The organism is Bradyrhizobium sp. NDS-1, assembly GCF_032918005.1.
GTDB classification, from domain to species: domain Bacteria; phylum Pseudomonadota; class Alphaproteobacteria; order Rhizobiales; family Xanthobacteraceae; genus Bradyrhizobium; species Bradyrhizobium tunisiense.
The window spans coordinates 6,249,575-6,268,715 of record NZ_CP136628.1; the positions used below are offsets into that span (position 1 = coordinate 6,249,575).

General features: G+C 65.7%; 17 protein-coding genes. 6 read left to right on the forward strand and 11 right to left on the reverse strand.

Translation table 11 applies throughout. The annotated features are described in order from the left end of the window. Positions 1 to 254 precede the first annotated feature (254 nt). The 6 genes from RX330_RS29120 to mobB form a co-directional block, all read right to left on the reverse strand. The gene (locus RX330_RS29120) at positions 255 to 1,907 is read right to left on the reverse strand and encodes an OFA family MFS transporter (protein WP_317240766.1); all 1,653 of its coding nucleotides are present in this window, start codon (positions 1,905 to 1,907) and stop codon (positions 255 to 257) included. 346 nt (positions 1,908 to 2,253) lie between these two features. Continuing rightward, on the reverse strand, positions 2,254 to 4,290 hold the full coding sequence (locus RX330_RS29125) for a cache domain-containing protein (RefSeq protein WP_317240767.1): 2,037 nt from the start codon (positions 4,288 to 4,290) through the stop codon (positions 2,254 to 2,256). Beyond that, entirely contained in the window at positions 4,283 to 5,716 is a 1,434-nt protein-coding gene (locus RX330_RS29130) for a sigma-54-dependent transcriptional regulator (protein ID WP_317240768.1), read from the reverse strand. The genes RX330_RS29125 and RX330_RS29130 overlap by 8 nt, the downstream gene beginning before the upstream one ends. 129 nt (positions 5,717 to 5,845) lie before the next feature. Beyond that, entirely contained in the window at positions 5,846 to 6,079 is a 234-nt protein-coding gene (locus RX330_RS29135; protein ID WP_317240769.1) for a sulfurtransferase TusA family protein, read from the reverse strand. 44 nt (positions 6,080 to 6,123) lie between these two features. Beyond that, positions 6,124 to 7,380, reverse strand: coding sequence for a gephyrin-like molybdotransferase Glp (gene glp, locus RX330_RS29140; RefSeq protein ID WP_317240770.1), 1,257 nt, complete (start codon positions 7,378 to 7,380; stop codon positions 6,124 to 6,126). A 9-nt stretch (positions 7,381 to 7,389) separates the two neighbouring features. After that, positions 7,390 to 7,917, reverse strand: a complete 528-nt coding sequence (gene mobB / locus RX330_RS29145; RefSeq protein ID WP_317240771.1) for a molybdopterin-guanine dinucleotide biosynthesis protein B — start codon at positions 7,915 to 7,917, stop codon at positions 7,390 to 7,392. Positions 7,918 to 8,125: 208 nt separating this feature from the next. Here mobB and fdhD point away from each other — a divergent pair, with 208 nt between their 5' ends. Continuing rightward, the gene (gene fdhD / locus RX330_RS29150) at positions 8,126 to 9,016 is read left to right on the forward strand and encodes a formate dehydrogenase accessory sulfurtransferase FdhD (protein WP_317240772.1); all 891 of its coding nucleotides are present in this window, start codon (positions 8,126 to 8,128) and stop codon (positions 9,014 to 9,016) included. Further along, positions 8,997 to 9,638, forward strand: coding sequence for a molybdenum cofactor guanylyltransferase MobA (gene mobA / locus RX330_RS29155; protein WP_317240773.1), 642 nt, complete (start codon positions 8,997 to 8,999; stop codon positions 9,636 to 9,638). The genes fdhD and mobA overlap by 20 nt, the downstream gene beginning before the upstream one ends. 4 nt (positions 9,639 to 9,642) lie before the next feature. Here the strand turns inward: mobA and RX330_RS29160 are convergent, their stop codons facing one another. Continuing rightward, on the reverse strand, positions 9,643 to 9,942 hold the full coding sequence (locus tag RX330_RS29160; RefSeq protein WP_317240774.1) for a hypothetical protein: 300 nt from the start codon (positions 9,940 to 9,942) through the stop codon (positions 9,643 to 9,645). 109 nt (positions 9,943 to 10,051) lie between these two features. Between RX330_RS29160 and RX330_RS29165 the strand changes: the two genes are divergently transcribed. Then, a complete protein-coding gene (locus RX330_RS29165) occupies positions 10,052 to 10,282 on the forward strand; it encodes a hypothetical protein (protein WP_317240775.1) in 231 nt (76 codons plus the stop codon). A 49-nt stretch (positions 10,283 to 10,331) separates the two neighbouring features. Here the strand turns inward: RX330_RS29165 and RX330_RS29170 are convergent, their stop codons facing one another. From RX330_RS29170 to RX330_RS29180, 3 genes are read right to left on the reverse strand one after another with little or no spacing between them, the layout of a single operon-like run. Further along, positions 10,332 to 12,281, reverse strand: a complete 1,950-nt coding sequence (locus RX330_RS29170; RefSeq protein ID WP_317240776.1) for a molybdopterin biosynthesis protein — start codon at positions 12,279 to 12,281, stop codon at positions 10,332 to 10,334. Positions 12,282 to 12,294: 13 nt separating this feature from the next. Further along, positions 12,295 to 13,401 (reverse strand): molybdopterin-binding protein, encoded by a 1,107-nt coding sequence (locus tag RX330_RS29175; RefSeq protein ID WP_317240777.1) that lies wholly within the window; start codon positions 13,399 to 13,401, stop codon positions 12,295 to 12,297. A gap of 53 nt (positions 13,402 to 13,454) precedes the next feature. Continuing rightward, positions 13,455 to 14,288 carry a substrate-binding domain-containing protein gene (locus tag RX330_RS29180; protein WP_317240778.1) on the reverse strand — a complete coding sequence of 278 codons (834 nt, stop codon included), beginning with the start codon at positions 14,286 to 14,288 and terminating at the stop codon, positions 13,455 to 13,457. Positions 14,289 to 14,560: 272 nt separating this feature from the next. Here RX330_RS29180 and RX330_RS29185 point away from each other — a divergent pair, with 272 nt between their 5' ends. After that, the gene (locus RX330_RS29185) at positions 14,561 to 15,454 is read left to right on the forward strand and encodes a helix-turn-helix transcriptional regulator (RefSeq protein ID WP_317240779.1); all 894 of its coding nucleotides are present in this window, start codon (positions 14,561 to 14,563) and stop codon (positions 15,452 to 15,454) included. 103 nt (positions 15,455 to 15,557) lie between these two features. Continuing rightward, entirely contained in the window at positions 15,558 to 16,772 is a 1,215-nt protein-coding gene (locus RX330_RS29190) for an ABC transporter substrate-binding protein (RefSeq protein ID WP_212092705.1), read from the forward strand. 177 nt (positions 16,773 to 16,949) lie between these two features. Here the strand turns inward: RX330_RS29190 and RX330_RS29195 are convergent, their stop codons facing one another. Next, positions 16,950 to 17,924 (reverse strand): TAXI family TRAP transporter solute-binding subunit, encoded by a 975-nt coding sequence (locus RX330_RS29195; RefSeq protein ID WP_317240780.1) that lies wholly within the window; start codon positions 17,922 to 17,924, stop codon positions 16,950 to 16,952. Positions 17,925 to 18,030: 106 nt separating this feature from the next. Here RX330_RS29195 and RX330_RS29200 point away from each other — a divergent pair, with 106 nt between their 5' ends. Next, on the forward strand, positions 18,031 to 19,005 hold the full coding sequence (locus RX330_RS29200; RefSeq protein WP_317240781.1) for a Bug family tripartite tricarboxylate transporter substrate binding protein: 975 nt from the start codon (positions 18,031 to 18,033) through the stop codon (positions 19,003 to 19,005). The last annotated feature ends 136 nt before the right edge of the window (positions 19,006 to 19,141 follow it).

The window sequence follows — 19,141 nt, forward strand, 5'->3', positions numbered from 1 at the left end:
TCTAACTTCTGGTATGCCAGATGCCAAGATAATTCTCGCGTCCGCAAAGCCGGTTAGCGACAGCTAACGGCAAATCCTTAAATCGCTGCTCGGACACGTCCAACGCGCCAACTGGTAGAACGAAGCCTGAATTGATCCGGAGATCAATAAAGGCCTCCCATGCTGCGATAGCGAAATCGCATCGCTCACCGCTCCGGAGCTCCAAGCGGCGGGAAGCGCGCCTTGGCGCGCTCCCGCTCGCGAGGAACGCGCGATCAGAAGATCTTGACCGCGCTCTCCAGCGTCTTCCAGACACCCCAGGCCAGGGGAACGCCGACGAAGGCCCAGAACAGCCCCGCCTTGGCGTCGAGACCGCCGAAGCCGATACCGTAGGAACCGTGCGGCCCCGCGGCTGCGGCAGTGGCACTCGCCGCCTGCAACTTGGCGACGTCGGCGTCCTTCATGTGCCATTTCGAATCGACCGGCTTGATCAGGTAGTTGCAGATCAGGCCCGCGATCAGCATCGCGCACAGGATGTACATGGTGGTGTTGTAGAGCTGATCGCGCGGCACGCCGGCCGCGAGCTGGAACTCGCGGATGTAGTTCACCACGACGGGTCCGATGATGCCCGCGGTCGACCATGCCGTCAGCAGCCGGCCGTGGATGGCCCCGACGAACTGGGTGCCGAACATGTCGGCGAGATAGGCCGGCACGGTGGCGAATCCGCCGCCATACATCGACAGGATGATGCCGAAACCGACCACGAACAGCAGCTTCGAGCCCATCGCCGCGAAGGTCGGCGCCAGCGCATAGAGCACGATGCCGAGGATGAAGAACGTATAGTAGGTGTTCTTGCGCCCGATCTTGTCCGACAGCGAGGCCCAGAAGAAGCGGCCGCCGATGTTGAACAACGACAGCAATCCGGCGAAGCCCGCGGCGATCGCCGCGACCTGCGCCTTCTGCCCGGCATCGAGCGCGTTGAAGCCGACCTCCGGCAGACCGATCAACTTGCCGCCGAAGATCTCCTGGAGCATGGGCGAGGCCATGCCGATCACGCCGATGCCGGCCGACACGTTCAGGCACAGCACCCACCAGATCAGCCAGAATTGCGGCGTCTTGTGCGCATCGTTGAGATGGACGTTGTTCTTCGAGATCATCGCGTCGGCCTTGGACGGCGGGGTCCAGCCCTCGGGCTGCCAGCCGGGCGGCGGCAAGCGATAGCGGAATGCGCCGATCATCATGAACACGAAGTAGATGACGCCCATCGCGACGAAGGTCTCCCAGACGCCGACCGAGCTCGGGCTCTTGAAGTAGTTCATCAGGAGATTCGCCAGCGGCGCGCCGATCATGGCGCCGCCGCCGAAGCCCATGATGGCCATGCCGGTCGCCATGCCGCGGCGATCGGGGAACCATTTGACGAGCGTCGAGACCGGAGAGATGTAGCCGAGGCCGAGGCCGAGGCCGCCGATCACCCCCGAACCCAACCACAACAGCCAGAGCTGATGGGTGTAGATTCCGATCGCACCGAGGAAGAGGCCGCCGCACCAGCAGAGCGCCGAGACGAAGCCCGCCTTGCGCGGCCCCACGCGCTCCAGCCAGCCGCCCCAGACCGCAGCCGCGATACCGAGCAGCACGAAGAACAGGGTGTACATCCATCCCATGCTGGCGACCTTCCAGTCGCAGCTGGTCGTGAACAGCTCCTGCCACAGCGACATGTCCGGGCAGGCCTTTGGCGCGCTGATGCCGATCGCGCGCGACAGCGGCAGCCAGAACACCGAGAAGCCGTAGGCCATGCCGATGCACAGATGGATGCACAGCGCCGCCGGCGGCACCAGCCAGCGATTGAAGCCGGCCGTCGCGATCGTGCGTTCACGATCGAGAAAGCCGGAAGCACCAACTGGTGCAAGAACGGTATCAGCAGTCGTCATAAGCATTACCTCCCAAGCGCGGCCTTGCCGGCACATCGGTTTGAGACCTGTCGTGCGTGCTTGGCAGCCGCGCATGACCGGTCGGACTTCATTCATGCCGAAGTGGAATCGTGTGGTGCGCATCCCGTCGTGTGCGCCATGCAAGCAGCTGATCGCGAGCGATGTCCCTTCACCTCGCGAGCAGCGTTGCAGTGACGGCTATCGCGCCCTCATCCCCCCTCAACACCCGGTCTTGAAGAGAGCAACGCGCGTGCCAGATGCCGCATCCTGATGAATCAACGACTTCCCGCGGCGCAATGCGCCGCTTGGGACAAAATGTCCTGAAATCCCCGGACAAAATGTCCAGTCAGGTCGCCTCGGGCAGCCACACAATGAACGTACTTCCGGAGCCGACCCGGCTTTCGGCCGTGATCTGCCCGCCCTGGCGCTTGACCAGCGTCTGGCTGATCGAGAGCCCCAGCCCGGTGCCTTGCCGCTGCTTCGTCGTGTAAAAGGGATCGAAGATCTTTTCGACCACCTCACTGCTCATGCCGATGCCGGTGTCGGTGACCTTGATGGCAACGCCTTGATTGCCGTCGCGCTCGGCATCGAAGGACTGCAGCGTCAGGGTTCCGCCATCCGGCATCGCGTGAATCGCGTTGACGACAAGATTGACCAGCACCTGCTGCAGCTCGTTGCGGTTCATCAGCACCAGCCGGCTGGCGCGGTCGTCCCTGACCACGGCGATCTCGGTCTTGTTCAGGAGATGCTGCACCAGCGGCAGGCAGTCCGAGATGACGCTCGCGGGGGCGTGGCGCTCGACATAGCCGGCATATTCCTCCGGCCTTGCGAACTGCAACAGCTTGGTCACGATCTGGCTGATGCGGTGGATCTGCTCATCGAGCAGGCGGAACTCGACCTTCGCCTTGTCCGCATCGGTCCCGAACACGCTGCGGATGACGTCGAGATTGCCCTGCATCACCGCGATCGGATTGTTGATCTCGTGCGCGACGCCGGCGGTGATCTCGCCGATCGCAGCCAGCTTCTCCGACATGACGAGCTGCTTGGTGGTTGCCTCGAGCTTGAGATTGGCATGCTCGAGGTCCCTTGTGCGCTCCCGCACCCGGACGTTCAGTTCCTCGTTCCATTCCCTGAGCTGTCGGTCGCGTTCCTGGATCTGGTCGAGCAGGCTGTCGAGGTGGACCGCGACGCGGCCGATCTCGTCACCCGATCCCGGCATCTTCGTCCGGGCGGAGAGGTTGCCCCGCTCCACCTCGGTGATGGTCGCCGTGACGCGCTCCAGCGGCATGAAGATGGAGCTGGCCCAGCGCAGGAAGATCGGCACGGTCGCTGCCGTGATCGCGACGAACGCCGCGATGATGATCACCAGCGTCTGGTATTTGGCTTCGCTGAAAGGCTTTTCCAGAAAGCCGACATAGAGCATGCCGACGCGCTTGCCATAGCTGTCGACCAGCGGCTCGTAGGCGGAGATGTACCAGTCATTGACCACGAAGGCGCTGTCGAGCCAGGTGCGCCCCTCGCCCAGCACCGCCGAGCGCACCGCCGAGCGCACCGCCGCCGACACCCGCGTGCCGAGCGCGCGCCGTCCCTCGAACAGGCGTACGTTGGTCGAGATCCGCACGTCCTCCAGGAACAGCGTCGCGGTGCCCTGGCTGCCCTCCGGCAGGCTCGCCGCGCGATAGACGAGGTCGTTGATCGTATCGATGAATTCGAGATTCTGGTTGAGCAGCGTGCCGCCGACCAACGCTGCGGCGCCACCGTCAGGCAGCATCGCCCGGCTGGCCGCATGCACGACCATGCCGCGCGTCTCGGTGCTGCGATCGGTCGGCACCGCATTCGGAGTCGACACGAGGTCGAGCCGTGCGCGCTCGGCCAGCATCGGCGAGATCGCGGCGAGCTCGTCATTGCCGAAAATGTCGATGCCCGTCGAGGGCACCTCACCCGACAGCGCCGAGGTGATGATCGGCCAGTCATTTCTCGGTTGATGCTGCAACGGCGGCGATGAGGCCAGGATGTCGCCGCGGCCGTTGGTCAAATACAGGAAATCGAGGCCGAATTCCTTGCGGGCCTCGTCGAGCAGATCGCGCAGGGACCCGCGCGCGTCCGGCGCCAGCACCTCATGAAAGCGCGCCGACAGGCTGAGCGCCCGGATCTGGACGCCGGTCTTTTCGAGGATGCGGGCGAGATATTGGTGGGCGATGGTCAGATCGCCGTTCACCTTGGAGATCAGGGTCGCGTCGAACTTTGCGTTCCAGCGATAGATCGCAACCCCGAGCAGGAGCGGCAGGATGACCAGCATCGGCAGCAGCGCGATTGCGAGCAGCCGGAAGCGGACGGAGCGTCCCCGGACGGGTTTACCCCTGCGGTCCGGCGCATCAGACATCCCACAACGCGCATTTGCGGTCGATGGTCTTGCGCGAGATACCGAGGCGCCGCGCCGCCTCCTCGCGATTGCCGTTGACTTCCTTCAGCACGCCGAGAATGTGCCGGCGCTCGAGCTCCGCCAGACTGTCGGCGGGCGCTGACTGGCCGTCGTCGCGGGGACCGGCAAAATCGTCGGGGAAGGCGCCGAGGATCAGCGTGCGTTCGATCAGATTGCGCAGCTCGCGCACATTGCCCGGCCAGTCATAGCTGGCGAGCGCCGCCCGCACCGAAGCGTCGATCGGAACCGGTGGCATGCCGAGCTGAACCGACAGCTTGGTCATGAAGATGGTGGCAAGCTCCTGTACGTCGTCGCCGCGATCCTTGAGGAGCGGCAGGCGGATCTGCATCACGTTGAGCCGGTAGAACAGATCGGCCCGGAAGCGGCCCTTCTCGACTTCTTTCTGAAGCTCGGCATTGGTTGCGAAGATGAAACGCAGGTCGACCGGAACTTCGCGCTCGGAGCCGACGGGACGGACGCGGCGGTCTTCGAGCACGCGGAGGAGCTTGCTTTGCATCGGCAGCGGCAGCTCCCCGATCTCGTCGAGGAACAGCGTGCCGCCATGCGCATACAGGAACAGGCCTTCGCGCCCCGAATCGGCGCCGGTAAAGGCGCCCTTGATGTGTCCGAACAGCTCGGCCTCGATCATCTCGGGCGGGATCGCCGCGCAATTCACGGGCACGAAAGGCTTGTCGGCCCGGTCGGACAGCGAGTGGATCGAGCGCGCGGCCACCTCCTTGCCGGTGCCGGATTCGCCGGTGAGGAGAATCGAGGTCGGCAGGCCCGCAACGCGCGCGATGGTCTCACGCACGCGCAACGTCGCCGCCGACCGTCCGATCAGATTGTCGCGCAGAAAAGTGCGGTCGGACGAGGCGCGCAAGGCATAGCGCAGGACATAGTTCTCGCGCTGGAGGCGGACGCGGTCGAGGCACCGTGCCACCGCGTTGAGGATCTGGTTGGAGCGGAACGGCTTGAGCACGAAATCGGCCGCGCCGGCGCGCAGGGCCTGGATCGCGGTGTCGAGGTCGGCATAGGCGGTGATCAGGATGGCGTCGGCGAAAAAGCCGACGGCGCGCTGCTCGGCGAGCCAATCAACGCCATTCTTGCCGGGCATGATATTGTCGAGAATGACGACGTCGTAGCGGTTGGAATCGAGCTTACGCGAGGCCTGGTCGGTGTCGGCCGCCTCGTCCACCAGCTTGCAGCGGGGCGCAAGCGTGCGCACCAGGAAATTGCGCATGCCCGGCTCGTCGTCGACGATCAGGATGGAGGCCTGCGCCAGCGCGCTGAACTCGGGACCTGCGGCCGTCTTACCGGGCTTGACGGCAGGCTCGCGGCCCGCCGCGGAACCTGCGGCTGCGCTTGCTTTCGATGTTGAGAAAGTCATGCCCGACGTCTTGGGGTTTGAGAGATCATCCAGCGCAAGAACGGCGCCCTTCGCATTGCAGCGAAGCTCCTGCCGTTTCCACCGTGGAAGCAGCATAGTCAACCGTTACGGCCGTGAACATTCGCCTTTCTACGGGCGATCGGCCTTTTCGATCAGGAACACGATACGCGCCTCATTGCGCGCGGCGACCTCGACCTTGTCGCCGGTCTCGCGGATCAGGTTCGGGATATCGATGATCGAGAGGGGATCGGTGCAATGGACTTCGAGCTGGTCCCCTGCTTTGAGCGGCTTGAGTGCCTTGCGCGTCTTGAGCGCCGGCAGCGGGCATTTCAGCCCGGTGAGATCGAGTGTCGTCCTGGTCATCGCCGCAACATGGCGGGGCGGGGCGGCCGCGTCAACGTGAGGCCTCAGATCAGGCCGGCGTAGGCCAGGAAGCCGACGCCCTGCCCGGGCTCCACGCCGGTGACGGCTTCGTCGAGCTCGACCAGGCCGTCGGTCTCGACCAACGACGACAAGAGGCCCGCGCCTTCGCGCGGAAACTTGGTTACCTCAAGCGCACCGTCCTGCCCCTTGCGCAGGAAGACGCGTACATATTCGCGCCGGCCTGCCTTCTTCTTGTAGGTGAACGCCGCACGCACAGGGATGGGCGTCAGCGGCTCCGGCAAGCCGCCCGCCAGCGCCAGCACCGTCGGCCGGACCACATGGACGAAGGTGACGAAGCTCGCGACGGGATTGCCGGGCAGCCCGATCAGCGGCGTGCCGTCGATGATGCCCATCGCCACGGGACGGCCCGGCTTGATCGCCATCCGCCACAACACCAGCGAGCCTATGCTCTCAACCGCCGCCTTGACGTGATCCTCCTCGCCGGTCGAGACGCCGCCGGTGGTGAGGATCAAATCATGGCGGCCTGCAACCTGCTTCAAGCCATTCGCGAGGGAGGTCTGCTCGTCGCGCAAAATGCCGAGATCGCTGACCTCGCAGCCAAGCCGGCGCAACATCGCCATCAGCATGAAGCGGTTGGAATCGAACAGCTGTGAGGCCGCGCGTGGCTCGCCAGGCGAAGCCAGCTCGTCACCGGTCGAGAACACCGCAACCCTAATGCGCCTGACGACGTCGAGCGTGACAAGCCCGAACGCCGCGGCGAGCGCGACGTGCTGCGGCAACAGGCGCTGGCCGGCGCGCAACGCGATCTGGCCCTCCGCGATGTCTTCGCCTGCGGGACGGACATTGGCCCCACGCTTCAGCCCCGGCGGCAGCACGACCTTGCCGGAATCCTCGATGCGGACATCTTCCTGCATGAAGACGGTCTCCGCACCCGGCGGCATCGGCGCACCCGTGAAGATGCGCGCGGTGTGGCCGGGCTTGATTGGTGCCTGCGCAAGTCCGCCGGCCTGGATGCGACCATCGAGCGGGAACGCCTGCTCGGCGCGATCAGTAAGATCGGCGTTGCGCACGGCGTAGCCGTCGACGGCCGAATTGGTGAAGGGCGGCAAGGGCAGCGGAGCCGCCACGTCGCGCGCCAGCACGCGCCCGTCCGCCTCGACGAGTGTCACCGTCTCCAGATCGGCGATCGCGTTGACGCGCGTCGTGATGAGACCAACGGCCTCGTCGACCGACATCATCGGGCCGCCGAAGGCAAAGCAATCGTCCGAAAGTTGTGCCATGGTGCCTCGTCAGCGTATCGCGGCGCTCTTCGCCACAGCTTCCTCGACCGGCATCGCCGCGCGCAGCAGCAATGCGGCAGCAGCCGCGATATCGTCGAGATGGACAGTCGGCAGCCCGGTGTCAATGGCCGTGTCGGTCGCGATCCCGGCAATCCCGGGATCGTCGGGAAACAGCAGCGGTTTGGCGTTCGCCGCGCGATGCACCTCGATCTTGCGGTGCGGCTCGCGCTTGAAGCCCTCGACCACGACGAGATCGACCGCGGACAGCTTGTTCAATAGTTCCGGCAGGCGCGGCTCCGCTGCGCCACGCAGCTCATGCATCAGGGCCCACCGGTTTGACGACGCAACCAGCACTTCGGCCGCGCCGGCCTCGCGATGCCGCCACGAATCCTTGCCGGGCAAATCGACGTCGAACCGGTGATGCGCATGCTTGATGACGGAGACGCGCAGGCCCTGCGCGTTGAAATGCGGGATCAGCCGCGTCAACAGCGTGGTCTTGCCCGCCCCGCTCCAGCCTGCAAGGCCGATGACTTTCATAACCGTTTGATCTCCTACGGCTCGCCAGCCGGTGGAACCAACGCTCCCTCCCCGTCATTGCGAGCGGAGCGAAGGAAATCCAGAGTGTCTCCGAGGATGCATTTCTGGATTGCTTCGCTGCGCTCGCAATGACGGGTGGAGGCATTTTTGCCCATTCGCTGCCATGCTTATATCGGCTTGACCCGAATGTCATGCTAACCTCGCGACCATGATGAAGATCGACAAAGCTCCCGTGCCCCTGATCATCCCCGACCCGGACGACCCGCGCCTGACCCAGAGCGTGACCGGGACCGACCAGACCGGCGCCAGGGTCGAGATCAAGGTGCCGATGGAGCGGCCGCTGACGCTCTACCTGAATGCCCAGGAGATCGTCACCATGATGACGATCGGCGACTACCCGGAGTATCTGGCGCTCGGCTATTTGCTGAACCAGAACATGCTGAAGTATAATGACGCGGTGACCGAGGTCGAATACGACGACGACCTCCAGGTGGTCGTGGTGCGCACCACACACCACACCAATTTCGAAGCCAAGCTGAAGAAGCGCACGCAGACCTCCGGCTGCGCGCAGGGCACCGCCTTCGGTGACCTGCTCGAGGCGGTCGAGAGCGTGGCGCTGCCGAAGGCCGAGCTGCGCACGTCCTGGCTTTATCAGATGACGCAGACCATCAACACCATGCCCTCGCTCTATCTCGAGGCCGGCGCGATCCACGGCTGTGTGCTGTGCAAGGAGGGCACGCCACTCTGCTACACCGAGGATGTCGGCCGGCACAACGCCGTCGACAAGATCGCAGGCTGGATGTACCGCCACGGCGTCGATGCATCGGACAAGATCCTCTACACCACGGGGCGTCTCACCTCGGAGATGGTGATCAAGACGGTCCGCATGGGCATTCCGATCCTGGTGTCGCGCTCCGGCTTCACCGCCTGGGGTGTCGATCTCGCCCGCCAGGTCGGGTTGACGCTGGTCGGACGCACCCGCGGCAAGCGCTTCATCGTCCTCGCGGGCGAGGAACGCATCGTCTACGACCAGGACCTCGCTTACGTCGAGGAGGAATCGGCCAAGCACAAGCGCAAGGGTGAAGGTGGTGACGACTAGGTTTCCTGCGACGCAAGGCGTGCTGCTCGCCGGCGGTCTGGCGCGGCGCATGGGCGGCGGCGACAAGCCGATGCGCACCATCGGCGGCCGCACCATTCTGGAACGCGTGATCGCGCGCCTTTCGCCCCAGTGCAGCGGACTGATTCTCAACGCCAATGGCGATCCAGCCCGCTTCGCCGCGTTCGGCCTGCAGGTCGTCCCAGACGACGTGCCCGGATTTCCCGGTCCGCTCGCGGGCATTCTCGCGGCGCTGGATTGGACTGCGGCGAACCTGCCGGAGATCGCATGGGTGCTCAGCGCCGCCGGCGACTGTCCGTTCCTGCCGCGCGATCTCGTCGCCCGCCTGCATGAAGCGCGGCAGCGTGAGAACGCAGAGCTCGCGGTCGCCGCATCAGGCGACCAGTCGCATCCGGTGATCGGCTTGTGGCGCGTCGCCTTGCGCGAGGAACTGCGCCACGCGCTGGTCGTCGAAGACCTGCGCAAGATCGACCGCTGGACCGCGCGCTATCCGCTCGCGACGGTGACCTGGCCGACGGAGCCGCTCGATCCGTTCTTCAATGCCAACACGATCGAGGACGTCGCCGAAGCCGAGCGGCTGGCAGCGCTGGATGAGACGTCCTGACGACTCACGATTTCGGAAACTCGTTGAGGAGCTGCGCCCAGATGATCGCGAATGCGATCAGGCCGCAGAGGCCGAGGGCCGTGGTGAACCGCGGCAAGCGGCCGATCGCGATCAGCAGCCAGGCCGGCAGGAAGAACGCCCCGAAGACCATGCCCAGCGGAAACACCGCGAGCCATTGAAAGCCGCTGCCGTCTCCCTGCGGGACATTCGCGATGTAATGGAAGGTGTAGAGCCAGAATAGCGTGCCGGCCGCCGCGATGAGCGCAGCGATCTTGCGGAAATTGAGGGGCGTTGGCGCGGTCATGACTTGGCTCATAGTCCTTGGTCGCGACGGCAGCCACCCAAGTTCATGACGTCTTGAACCGGACCGGGGAAGGGAGCGACCACAGCCCTGAACATTCCCCGGATGAGCCATGACCGCCCCTCTCTTGCATACCATTTTCGACTTCGTCGATTTCGTTTTCGATCTCTCCGAGGCGATCGATAGGACGAGACAGCTCGGCAAACCCGACCTCATCGAGGTGCCGCCGGATCCGAAGCCGCTGCCGCCCGCCGCACGGCGTGCGCTTGCCGAGGCCGAGGATCGCGAGCACAAGCGGGAGCGGGCCGCTCAGGCCGCCGGCGGGACCGACCGGGCGTCGTAGCCGTAGACTCCCGCAGGCGCGGCTTGAACGCCGCGTCGTCGTCTGTCGCCTATGCCGGCCGGAAGCCCGCTTGCTCGAGCGCCGCGCGCGCCACGTCCGAGCCGAGCGCGTCGAGAAAGGCCCGCACTGCCGGCCGCTCCTTGCGCGCTGTCACCAGCGCGAAGTCATAATGCTCTTCCGCGAGCGGAATGAAACCGAGGCCGACCGCACGGGCGACCGGCGCAATGGTCATGCCCCAGTCGGCGCGGTGCTGGGCCACGGCCGCTGCGACCGCGTTGTGCGAGCGCGGCTGGTTCCAATAGCCTTCTGGGCGCACTCCGCCGAGCAGCCGGTCGATCAGGATGCGGGTGCCGGCGCCCTGGTTGCGGTTCACCATGATGCAGGCGGGGTCGGTGAGCGCCGCAGCGACGGCGTCCTTCGCACCAAGACCTTCGAAACGCTTGTCGCCCTTGCGGAACACGATGCCCTGCATCCGGCGCCAGCCCGGCACGAGTTCGAGACCCTCGACGAGATAGGGCGTGTTATAGGTCTCGCTTTGATCGTCGAACAGATGGATCGGCGCGAGATCGCATTCACCGCGCTTTGCGGCCGCAAGTCCGCCGAGGCTCCCCACCGCGATCGAGCGCACGGTGAGGCCGGCATGCGCGAGCCCAGCGGTGACGAGATCGAGCCCGGTGCAATGGCTGCCGACGATGACGAGATCGGGCACGCGCACATGCGGCGTGAACAGCGTCACCTCGGCTTCGGTCCCGGCCGGCATCTGGTCGGCGAGCGCGTCGATGCGCAGGAAGCCATCGGCCTGCGCGAACGACGTGATCGCACCGGAGCCCTTGCCGGAGGGATAGGCGATCAGGCGATCTTTGCCTTCGACCAGCGAGACCATCACGAATTCGGTACGGCCGAGCTCGGAAGCGATGCGGACCGGCACGGTTGCATTCACCTTGGCATCGGAGCGTGGCGGCAGTCCGGCCATCCTGCGCAGCACCGGCACGATCATGTCATGGAAGGTGAACATCGCCGAGGTCGGAAAGCCCGGCAGGATCACCACCGGCTTGCCATCGCACACCGCAAGGCACAGCGGCTTGCCGGGCTTGAGCGCGACACCGTGCGCAATGATGCCGGGGTGGCCGAGACGGCCGATGATGCGGTGGGACAAATCGCCCGCGCCTTTCGACGTTCCGCCCGACAGCACCAGCATGTCGGCATCCGCCAGTGCAGCGCGCATGGCGGCTTCGAGCTTTGCCTCATCGTCGGGAATGGCGCCGAGGAAGACCGCCTCACCGCCATTCTCGTCGATTGCGGCCGTGACGATCGCACCATTGGTGTCGTAGATCGCGGCGGGCGCGAGCAGCTCTCCGGGCTGCACCAGTTCGTCGCCGGTGGAGATCACCGCCACACGCGGCCTGCGCGCCACACTCACCTCGGCGATGCCGCACGCTGCCAGCATGCCTATCTCGCGCGAGCCGATGAGCGTGCCGGCGCGCAGCAGCGCCTCGCCGCGCGCGATATCGGATCCGGCATAGGAGACGAACTGCCCCGGAGACGTGGCACGACGAACCTCGATCGCATCGGATCCTGCCGGCTGAGTGTGCTCGACCATGACGACGGCATCGGCGCCGCGCGGCAGCGGACCGCCGGTGGCGATCGCCGTTGCGGTTCCAGCCGCCACTTGCAGCGCCGGCGCAGTGCCGCAGTGAATGGTTTCGCCGTTGAGCCGGAGGTGAACAGGCTTGCCTTCGCCCGCCGTGACGACATCGGCCGAACGCACGGCAAAGCCGTCGACATTGGAGCGGTCGAACGGGGGAACATCGATCGGCGCCGTGACGTTTTCGGCAAGCGCCGCACCGAGCGCATCGGCGAGCTTGCGCATCTCGGCCGGAATCGGGCGCGGGAACAGCGCCGCCTCGAAGCGTGCCAGCGCTTCCTCCCGCGACAGGATCTTGAGGAACTGCTCCTGTTCGAGCGTGCTGCGCGCTTGCGATCGCGGAATCATCGTCATGCCGGAACTCATATCATTCCCGCATCAGATAGGCATCGACCGGCGTGCCCGCCGCAAACCCCTCGTGGCTGGCGGGGATGAGCAGCCATGCATCGGCACGCGCAATCGCCTGGAGCGGCCATTCCCCCACCGCAAGCGGCATCCACGCATGATGTTCCAGGGACAACAGGGCCATTTCGGCGATGCCGACACTGGATGCGATCTTACGCGCAAGCGGCAGGAGCACCTGTCGCCGCGATTGCCGCGCCGAGAGGCGATCGATGAGCGGAAGCACGAGCGCAAGCCAGACCGCAAGCGCATGATCGGGCGAGCCGGGCAAGGCGATCACGGGAATCCGCCCGAGCCGACCGACCGCGGCGGTGCGTCCGGGCTGGAGCGCAAGACCATGGACCAGCACCTCGCCACGCTGGGCCAGGGCGATGACAGCAGCATCCCGGCGGCCGACACCGCTGCCGCCGACCGTCAGCAGCAGATCGCACGAGGACACATCGAGCGCATCGGCAATCGATGCCTGGTCGCGCGCGCCGGCCGCGAACGTCTTCACATCCAGTCCCGCTGCGCGCGCGAGCCCGGCGATCATCTGCGCGGTTGCCGTTGCGCCCGGCACATTGACGATCCGCAGCCGGGGCCGCCGCACACTGAGTTTCTCCAGGCCCGCGACGCGTGCCAGCAGGAGATCAGCCGTACCGACCGGACGACCCTCGACGCCGGCAGGCGTGCCTTCTGCGACGTCGCTCCCGGCGCGCCTGACGTCCTGCCCCGGCACGCCTTCCGCGAGCACCTGCGCGAGCGGCCCCGACACCTCCACGGCGTCGGCACCGAGTACACAATCGCATCCCGCCGGCATCGCCTCGCCGGCCTCGACCCGTTGCGGCACTTTCGTCAAAGGCAGCGGCGAATAAGAGGACGCGCCGACGAGATCATTGGCGCGGAGCGCAAAGCCGTCCACGGCGGCAATGTCGTGCGGCGGATGGGCCGCAAGCAGCGGCGTGCCCGCCGCGATGCAACCGGCCGCGTCGGCCAGCGGCAACTCCACCGGTGCAAGCGGCTCGAGCCCGTTCAGCGACGCGGCGAGCGCAATCTCGAGCGGCGTGAGCGAAGACGGCAGGCGCTGGGTCATGCACCAACGTGGACCATGCATCGCCCGCTTTGGCAACCGGCGGCGATGCGGGCCTAACCGCCCGACCGGTCCGAATTCGGGAAGAACAGCTGCTGCCCGCCGACCTTGTAGCCGGCGATCGCCGTCTGCCCCTCCGGCGAGGTCAGCCAGTCGATGAAGGTCTGCGCGAGATCCTTCTTCACGTTCGGAAACTTCTCGGGGTTCACCAGCATGACGCCGTACTGATTGAGAAGCCGCCGGTCGCCTTCGACGATGATGTCGAGATCGCCGCGATTCCTCAACGCGATCCAGCTGCCGCGGTCCGACAGCACATAGGCATTCGCCGCGCGCGTGGCGTCGAGGGCCGAGGTCGTGCCCTGCCCGGCCTCGCGATACCAGGCGCCCTTGGCAGCGCCGATGTCGATGCCGGCGACGATCCAGAGCGCGAGCTCCGCTGCGTGGGTGCCCGACCGGTCGCCGCGCGTCACGAACGGAGCGCCCTTGGCTTCGATCGCCTTCAGCGCGGTCACGATGTCCTTGCCCTTCACGGCCGCGGGATCGCTCTTCGGCCCGATCAGCACATAGTCGTTGTACATCACGTCGAAACGCTTCACGCCGAATCCGTCGGCGACGAATTTCTCCTCCTGCGGCCGCGCGTGCATCAACACCACGTCGGCCTCTCCCCTCCGCGGCCCGCTCAGCACCTCATCGGCGCGCCGCGCGATCACGGTCACCTCGATGCCGGTCTTGTCGCGGAAGATCGGCAGCAGATAGTCGAGCAGGCCGGACTCCTGTGTCGCTGTGGTCGAGGCCAGCACGATCGCCCGGTCCTCCGCGGATGACGCCGCGACGCCCGCGATCAGGCCGCAGAAAAGCGCGAATGCTACGGACGGGCGGCGGACGGCCATGATCGGGTTCCCCACTGGCTAAGACGCGACCATGATGGCGAGCGATTATGCCGCACTCGTGACGCATCCGCTGCCTTGCGCTCCGCAGTCGGGATATTTCGGCAAAGCGCGCACACACTCTGAGATCGTTCACCAAAGCAGAGATCGCGTGTGAGGATGTGTTGCAAAGCAGCGAGATCATCGGGCATGGTTCCCGCGGATACGAATTGAAATGCAGAATTCCAACCTGCAAAGACATCAAAAAGAAGCAAGAATTTGCATAGGAATGCAGGATGGAATTCCTGACCACCAGCGAAGCCGCCGACTACCTTCGGCTCGGCGAGCGCAAGCTGTATGAACTGGTCACCACCGGCGCGATCCCGTGCACCAAGGTGACCGGGAAGTGGCTCTTCCCGCGGCACGAACTCGATCTCTGGGTGCTGTCGGGCCTTGCGCGTCCGGCCGGCATGCTGATCGCGGAGCCGCCGCCGGTCGTGGGCGGCAGCCAGGACGAGCTGCTGGATTGGAGCTTGCGCGAGTCCGGATCAGGCCTGGGATCGATGAGCGAGAGCAGCGTGCGCGGGCTCGAGCGCTTGCAGCGCAACGAGGTGATGGCGGCGGCGGTGCACTTCCACGGCCTGGATGCTTCCGGCGATCTCGCCGGCGATGCCAGTGTCGAAGCGCTGCGCGCAGCTCCCGACCTGCATGATGCGGTGCTGGTGGCGTTCGTGCGGCGCGAGCAGGGGCTCGTGCTGCCGCAGGGCAATCCCAAGCACCTGCACGGCCTCACCGACGTGCTCGCCCTCGGCGCCAGGATGGCGGTGCGGCAACAGGGCACGGGCGCGCAGATGCTGCTCGACGTGCTGCTGAAGCGCGCGGGCGCCTCGACACGGGATTTGCGACGGGCCGAGGCGGCCTGCGTGACCGGCCCGGACCTTGCCGAACTGGTCCGCGCCGGCCAAGCCGATTGCGGCATCGCGACGCGCGCCACCGCGCGCTCGGCTGGCCTCGATTTCGTGCCGCTGGTCTGGGAGAACTTTGACCTCGCGATGCGGCAGCGCAGCTATTTCCGTCCCGCCATGCAGGCCCTGCTCCGCTTCCTGGGCGAACGGCGGCTGCGCCAGCGCGCCGAGGAGCTGACCGGCTATGATCCCTCAGGCGCAGGGCAGATCCGCTTCGCAGCCTGACATTGACGCCCGCCCCGAAATAGTTGCAAAAGAAACCAATTCAGCCGGGCCATACCCGGCAAAAAGCAACACCGGCCAACGCGCCGGATCAGGGAGGACAAGCGTGAATCCAACCAGATTTGGACTGCCGGTCGCGGCCGCCTTGACGGCGGCGCTGATGTCGGGTGCCGCAATGGCGCAGGTGTCCGACGAAATCGTCAAGATCGGCGTGCTGACCGACATGAACGGCCCAGCCTCCGCGCCGACCGGCCAAGGCTCGGTGACGGCGGCGCAGATGGCGATCGACGATTTCGGCGGCACCGTGCTCGGCAAGCCGATCAGCATCGTGATCGGCGACCATCAGCTCAAGGCCGACATCGGCGGCACCATCGCGCGGCGCTGGTACGACGTCGACCAGGTCGATTTGATCGTCGACGTGCCGGTCTCGGCGGTCGGGCTCGCGGTGCAGAACGTCGCCAACGAGAAGAAGCGGCTGTTCATCACCCACTCCACCGGCACCGCGGACTTCCACGGCAAGTTCTGCTCGCCTTATGCGATCCAATGGGTGTTCGACACCCGCGCGCTCGCGGTCGGCACTGCGGATGCCGTGGTCAAGCGCGGCGGCGACAGCTGGTTCTTCATCACCGACGACTATGCCTTCGGCCATTCGCTGGAGCGTGACGCGTCCGCAGTCGTCACAGCAAACGGCGGCAAGGTGCTGGGCTCGGTGCGGCCGCCGCTGGCGACGCCGGACCTCTCCTCCTTCGTGCTGCAGGCGCAGGCGTCCAAGGCCAAGATCATCGGTATTGCCGCAGGGCCGCCCAACAACATGAACGAGATCAAGACCGGCTCGGAGTTCGGCGTGTTCAAGGGCGGCCAGCAGATGGCGGCGCTGCTGGCGCTGATCACCGACATTCACGGCCTCGGCCTGCAGGCCGCGCAGGGCCTGTTGCTGACGACCTCGTTCTACTGGGACATGGACGACAAGACCCGTGATTGGTCGAAGCGCTATTTCGCCAAGATGAACAAGATGCCGTCGATGTGGCAGGCCGGCGTCTATTCCAGCGTGATGCACTATCTCAATGCCATCAAGGAGGCCGGCACCGACGATCCGCTCAAGGTCGCTGCCAAGATGCGCGAGAAGCCGATCGAGGATTTCTTTTCCCGCAACGGCAAACTGCGCGAAGACAATCTGATGGTGCACGACCTCTGGCTGGTGCAGGTGAAGACGCCGGAGGAGAGCAAATATCCGTGGGACTATTACAAGATCCTCACCACGATCTCCGGCGACAAGGCGTTCGGGCCGCCGGACCCGGCGTGCCCGCTGGTGAAGAAGTGACGATGTAGCTGCGCTGACGGTGCACCCTCTCCCCTTGTGGGAGAGGGTGGCTGCGCGAAGCGCGGCCGGGTGAGGGGTTGTCTCCGCACACACAACTGCGACTCAATTCGTAGAGCGAACCCCTCATCCGGCGCTTCGCGCCACCTTCTCCCACAAGGGGAGAAGGGAAGAAGAGCGTCACTTCACCACCCCGATCTCGCGGAAATACTTCATCACACCGGGATGGATCAGCTCCGGCCTCGGCGCGGCGGCGACCGTGTTCGACGCGGTCGTCTCGCAGGCTTGTGCGAGCTTCTTGCAGAATGTCGCTTGGGCACCGTGCAGCGACTTGGCGAGGCGATAGGCGACGTCGTCGGGCAGATCCTCGCGCGTGAGGACAAAACTCCACGAGCCCAGCGAAGCGATCGGCGCGTCCTGTTTCGGATAGCTGTTCGCCGGCACCAGCAGCGGCTTCAGGAACGCATGTTTGGCGCGGATGCGCGTCATCTCTTCAACATCAGGCGCGATGAAGCGCGCGCCTGACGGGCTCGAGGCCACCGCGGCAAAGCCGGGCCAGCCGATGCCCGCGCCCCAGAGGGCGACGACGCGGCCGTCCTCGACCATCGCGGGGCCGTCGCCGGCACGGTCGAGATAGACCGCCTTGAAGTCCTCGTCCTGCTTGAGCCCGAGTCCGTCCAGCACGTAGCGCGCCAGGATCGGCAGGCCCGAGCCCTTGGCGCCGAACGCCACCGGCTGGCCGACGAGATCGCGGATCGTCCTGTAGGGACTGTCCGCACGCACCACGAACATGCCGGGATTGGAATAGATCGCGGTGAGGATCTTCAGCCGCACGGGCGCGCGGCCGATGCCGGCGAAGGCTTCATAGGCCGGCTCGCCCGCGACCAGCGCGAGATCGAGTTCGCCCTTCTCGAGCAGCGGGATGTTCTCGTTGCTGCCCTTGGTGTTGCGAGGTGCGATGGACATCTGCGGATCCGCCGCGTTCATCACCTCCGCGAAAGCGTTGCCATAGAGCGGAAAGCCGCCGCCGGGCGTGGCGGTGCCAAGACTGATTGTTTGGCTGATCGTCGTGGTCGGAATGGCGTTGCCTCCGGTTTGAGCGGCAGCGGGGCCGGCGAGCAGCACCGCGGCGAGAGCGATCGTTGCAAATCTCATGGTGGTCCCTGACGGACTGCGTCAACACCGACTTGCGGCGATGTAGGCAGCAGCCCGATTTTGTGAAAGCATGCCCCCAAACGACAATAGAACAATGGGAGGCCTCATGTTGCGAATTTTGCGTCAGGGTGTTTTCGGGCTGGTCATACTTGCAACGCTGTTCGGCGCCATCCCTCCCGCCTCCGCCGCCTATCCCGACCGCCCCGTGCACTGGCTGATCGGCTTTTCCGCCGGTGGCCCGGTCGACATCGTCGCGCGGATCATGGCGCAGTGGCTGTCGGACCGCCTCGGCCAGCAATTCATCGTCGAGAACCGCACCGGCTCCGGCGGCAACATCGCCGCGGCCGCCGCGATCAACTCGCCGCCGGACGGTTACACGCTGCTGTTCGTCGCGCCCAACAATGCGATCTCGACCTCGCTCTACAAGAAGCTGCCGTTCGACTTCTTGCGCGACACAGTTCCGGTCGCCAGCATCATGCAGCTCACCAACATGCTGGTCGTCTCCAACGCGTTCCCGGCGAAGACGGTCCAGGAGTTCGTCGACTATTGCAAGGCCAATCCCGGCAAGATCTCCTTTGCCTCGTCCGGCAACGGCACCTCGGTGCACATGTCGGCGGAGCTGTTCAAGGTGCTGACGAAGTGCGACATGGTGCACGTGCCCTATCGCGGATCTGCGATCGCCTTCCCCGACATCATCTCCAACAAGGTGCAACTGATCTTCGACAATCTGCCCTCCGCGCTCGAGCAGGTGAAGGGCGGCAATGTCCGCGCGCTGGGCGTGACCTCGCCGCAGCGCTGGCCGAGCGTGCCCGACGTGCCCGCCATCGCCGAGACCGTGCCCGGCTTCGAATCGGTCGGCTTCTACGGCATCTCCGCGCCGAAGGGCACGCCGCCCGAGGTGATCGAGACCCTCAACAAGGCCGTCGGCGAAGCGCTGAAGGACCCGAAGCTGGTGGCAAAGCTCAAGGACGTCGGCGGCCTCCCCAAGGCGATGACGCCCGCCGAGTTCGGCAAGCTGGTCGCTGATGAGACCGAGAAGTGGAAGAAGGTGGTGGAGTTCGCGGGGGTCTCGGTGGACTAGCGAGGGGCTCTGCAGCGAGCCTGCGACACGTCGACAACGCATCGGAGGGCCCGGAAGGGCCCTCCTCTCGTAAAAAGTCGCAAAACAACCCCATGCACAGTAGATGGGCCAATGATTTCAAGGGGTTAGCGGACAG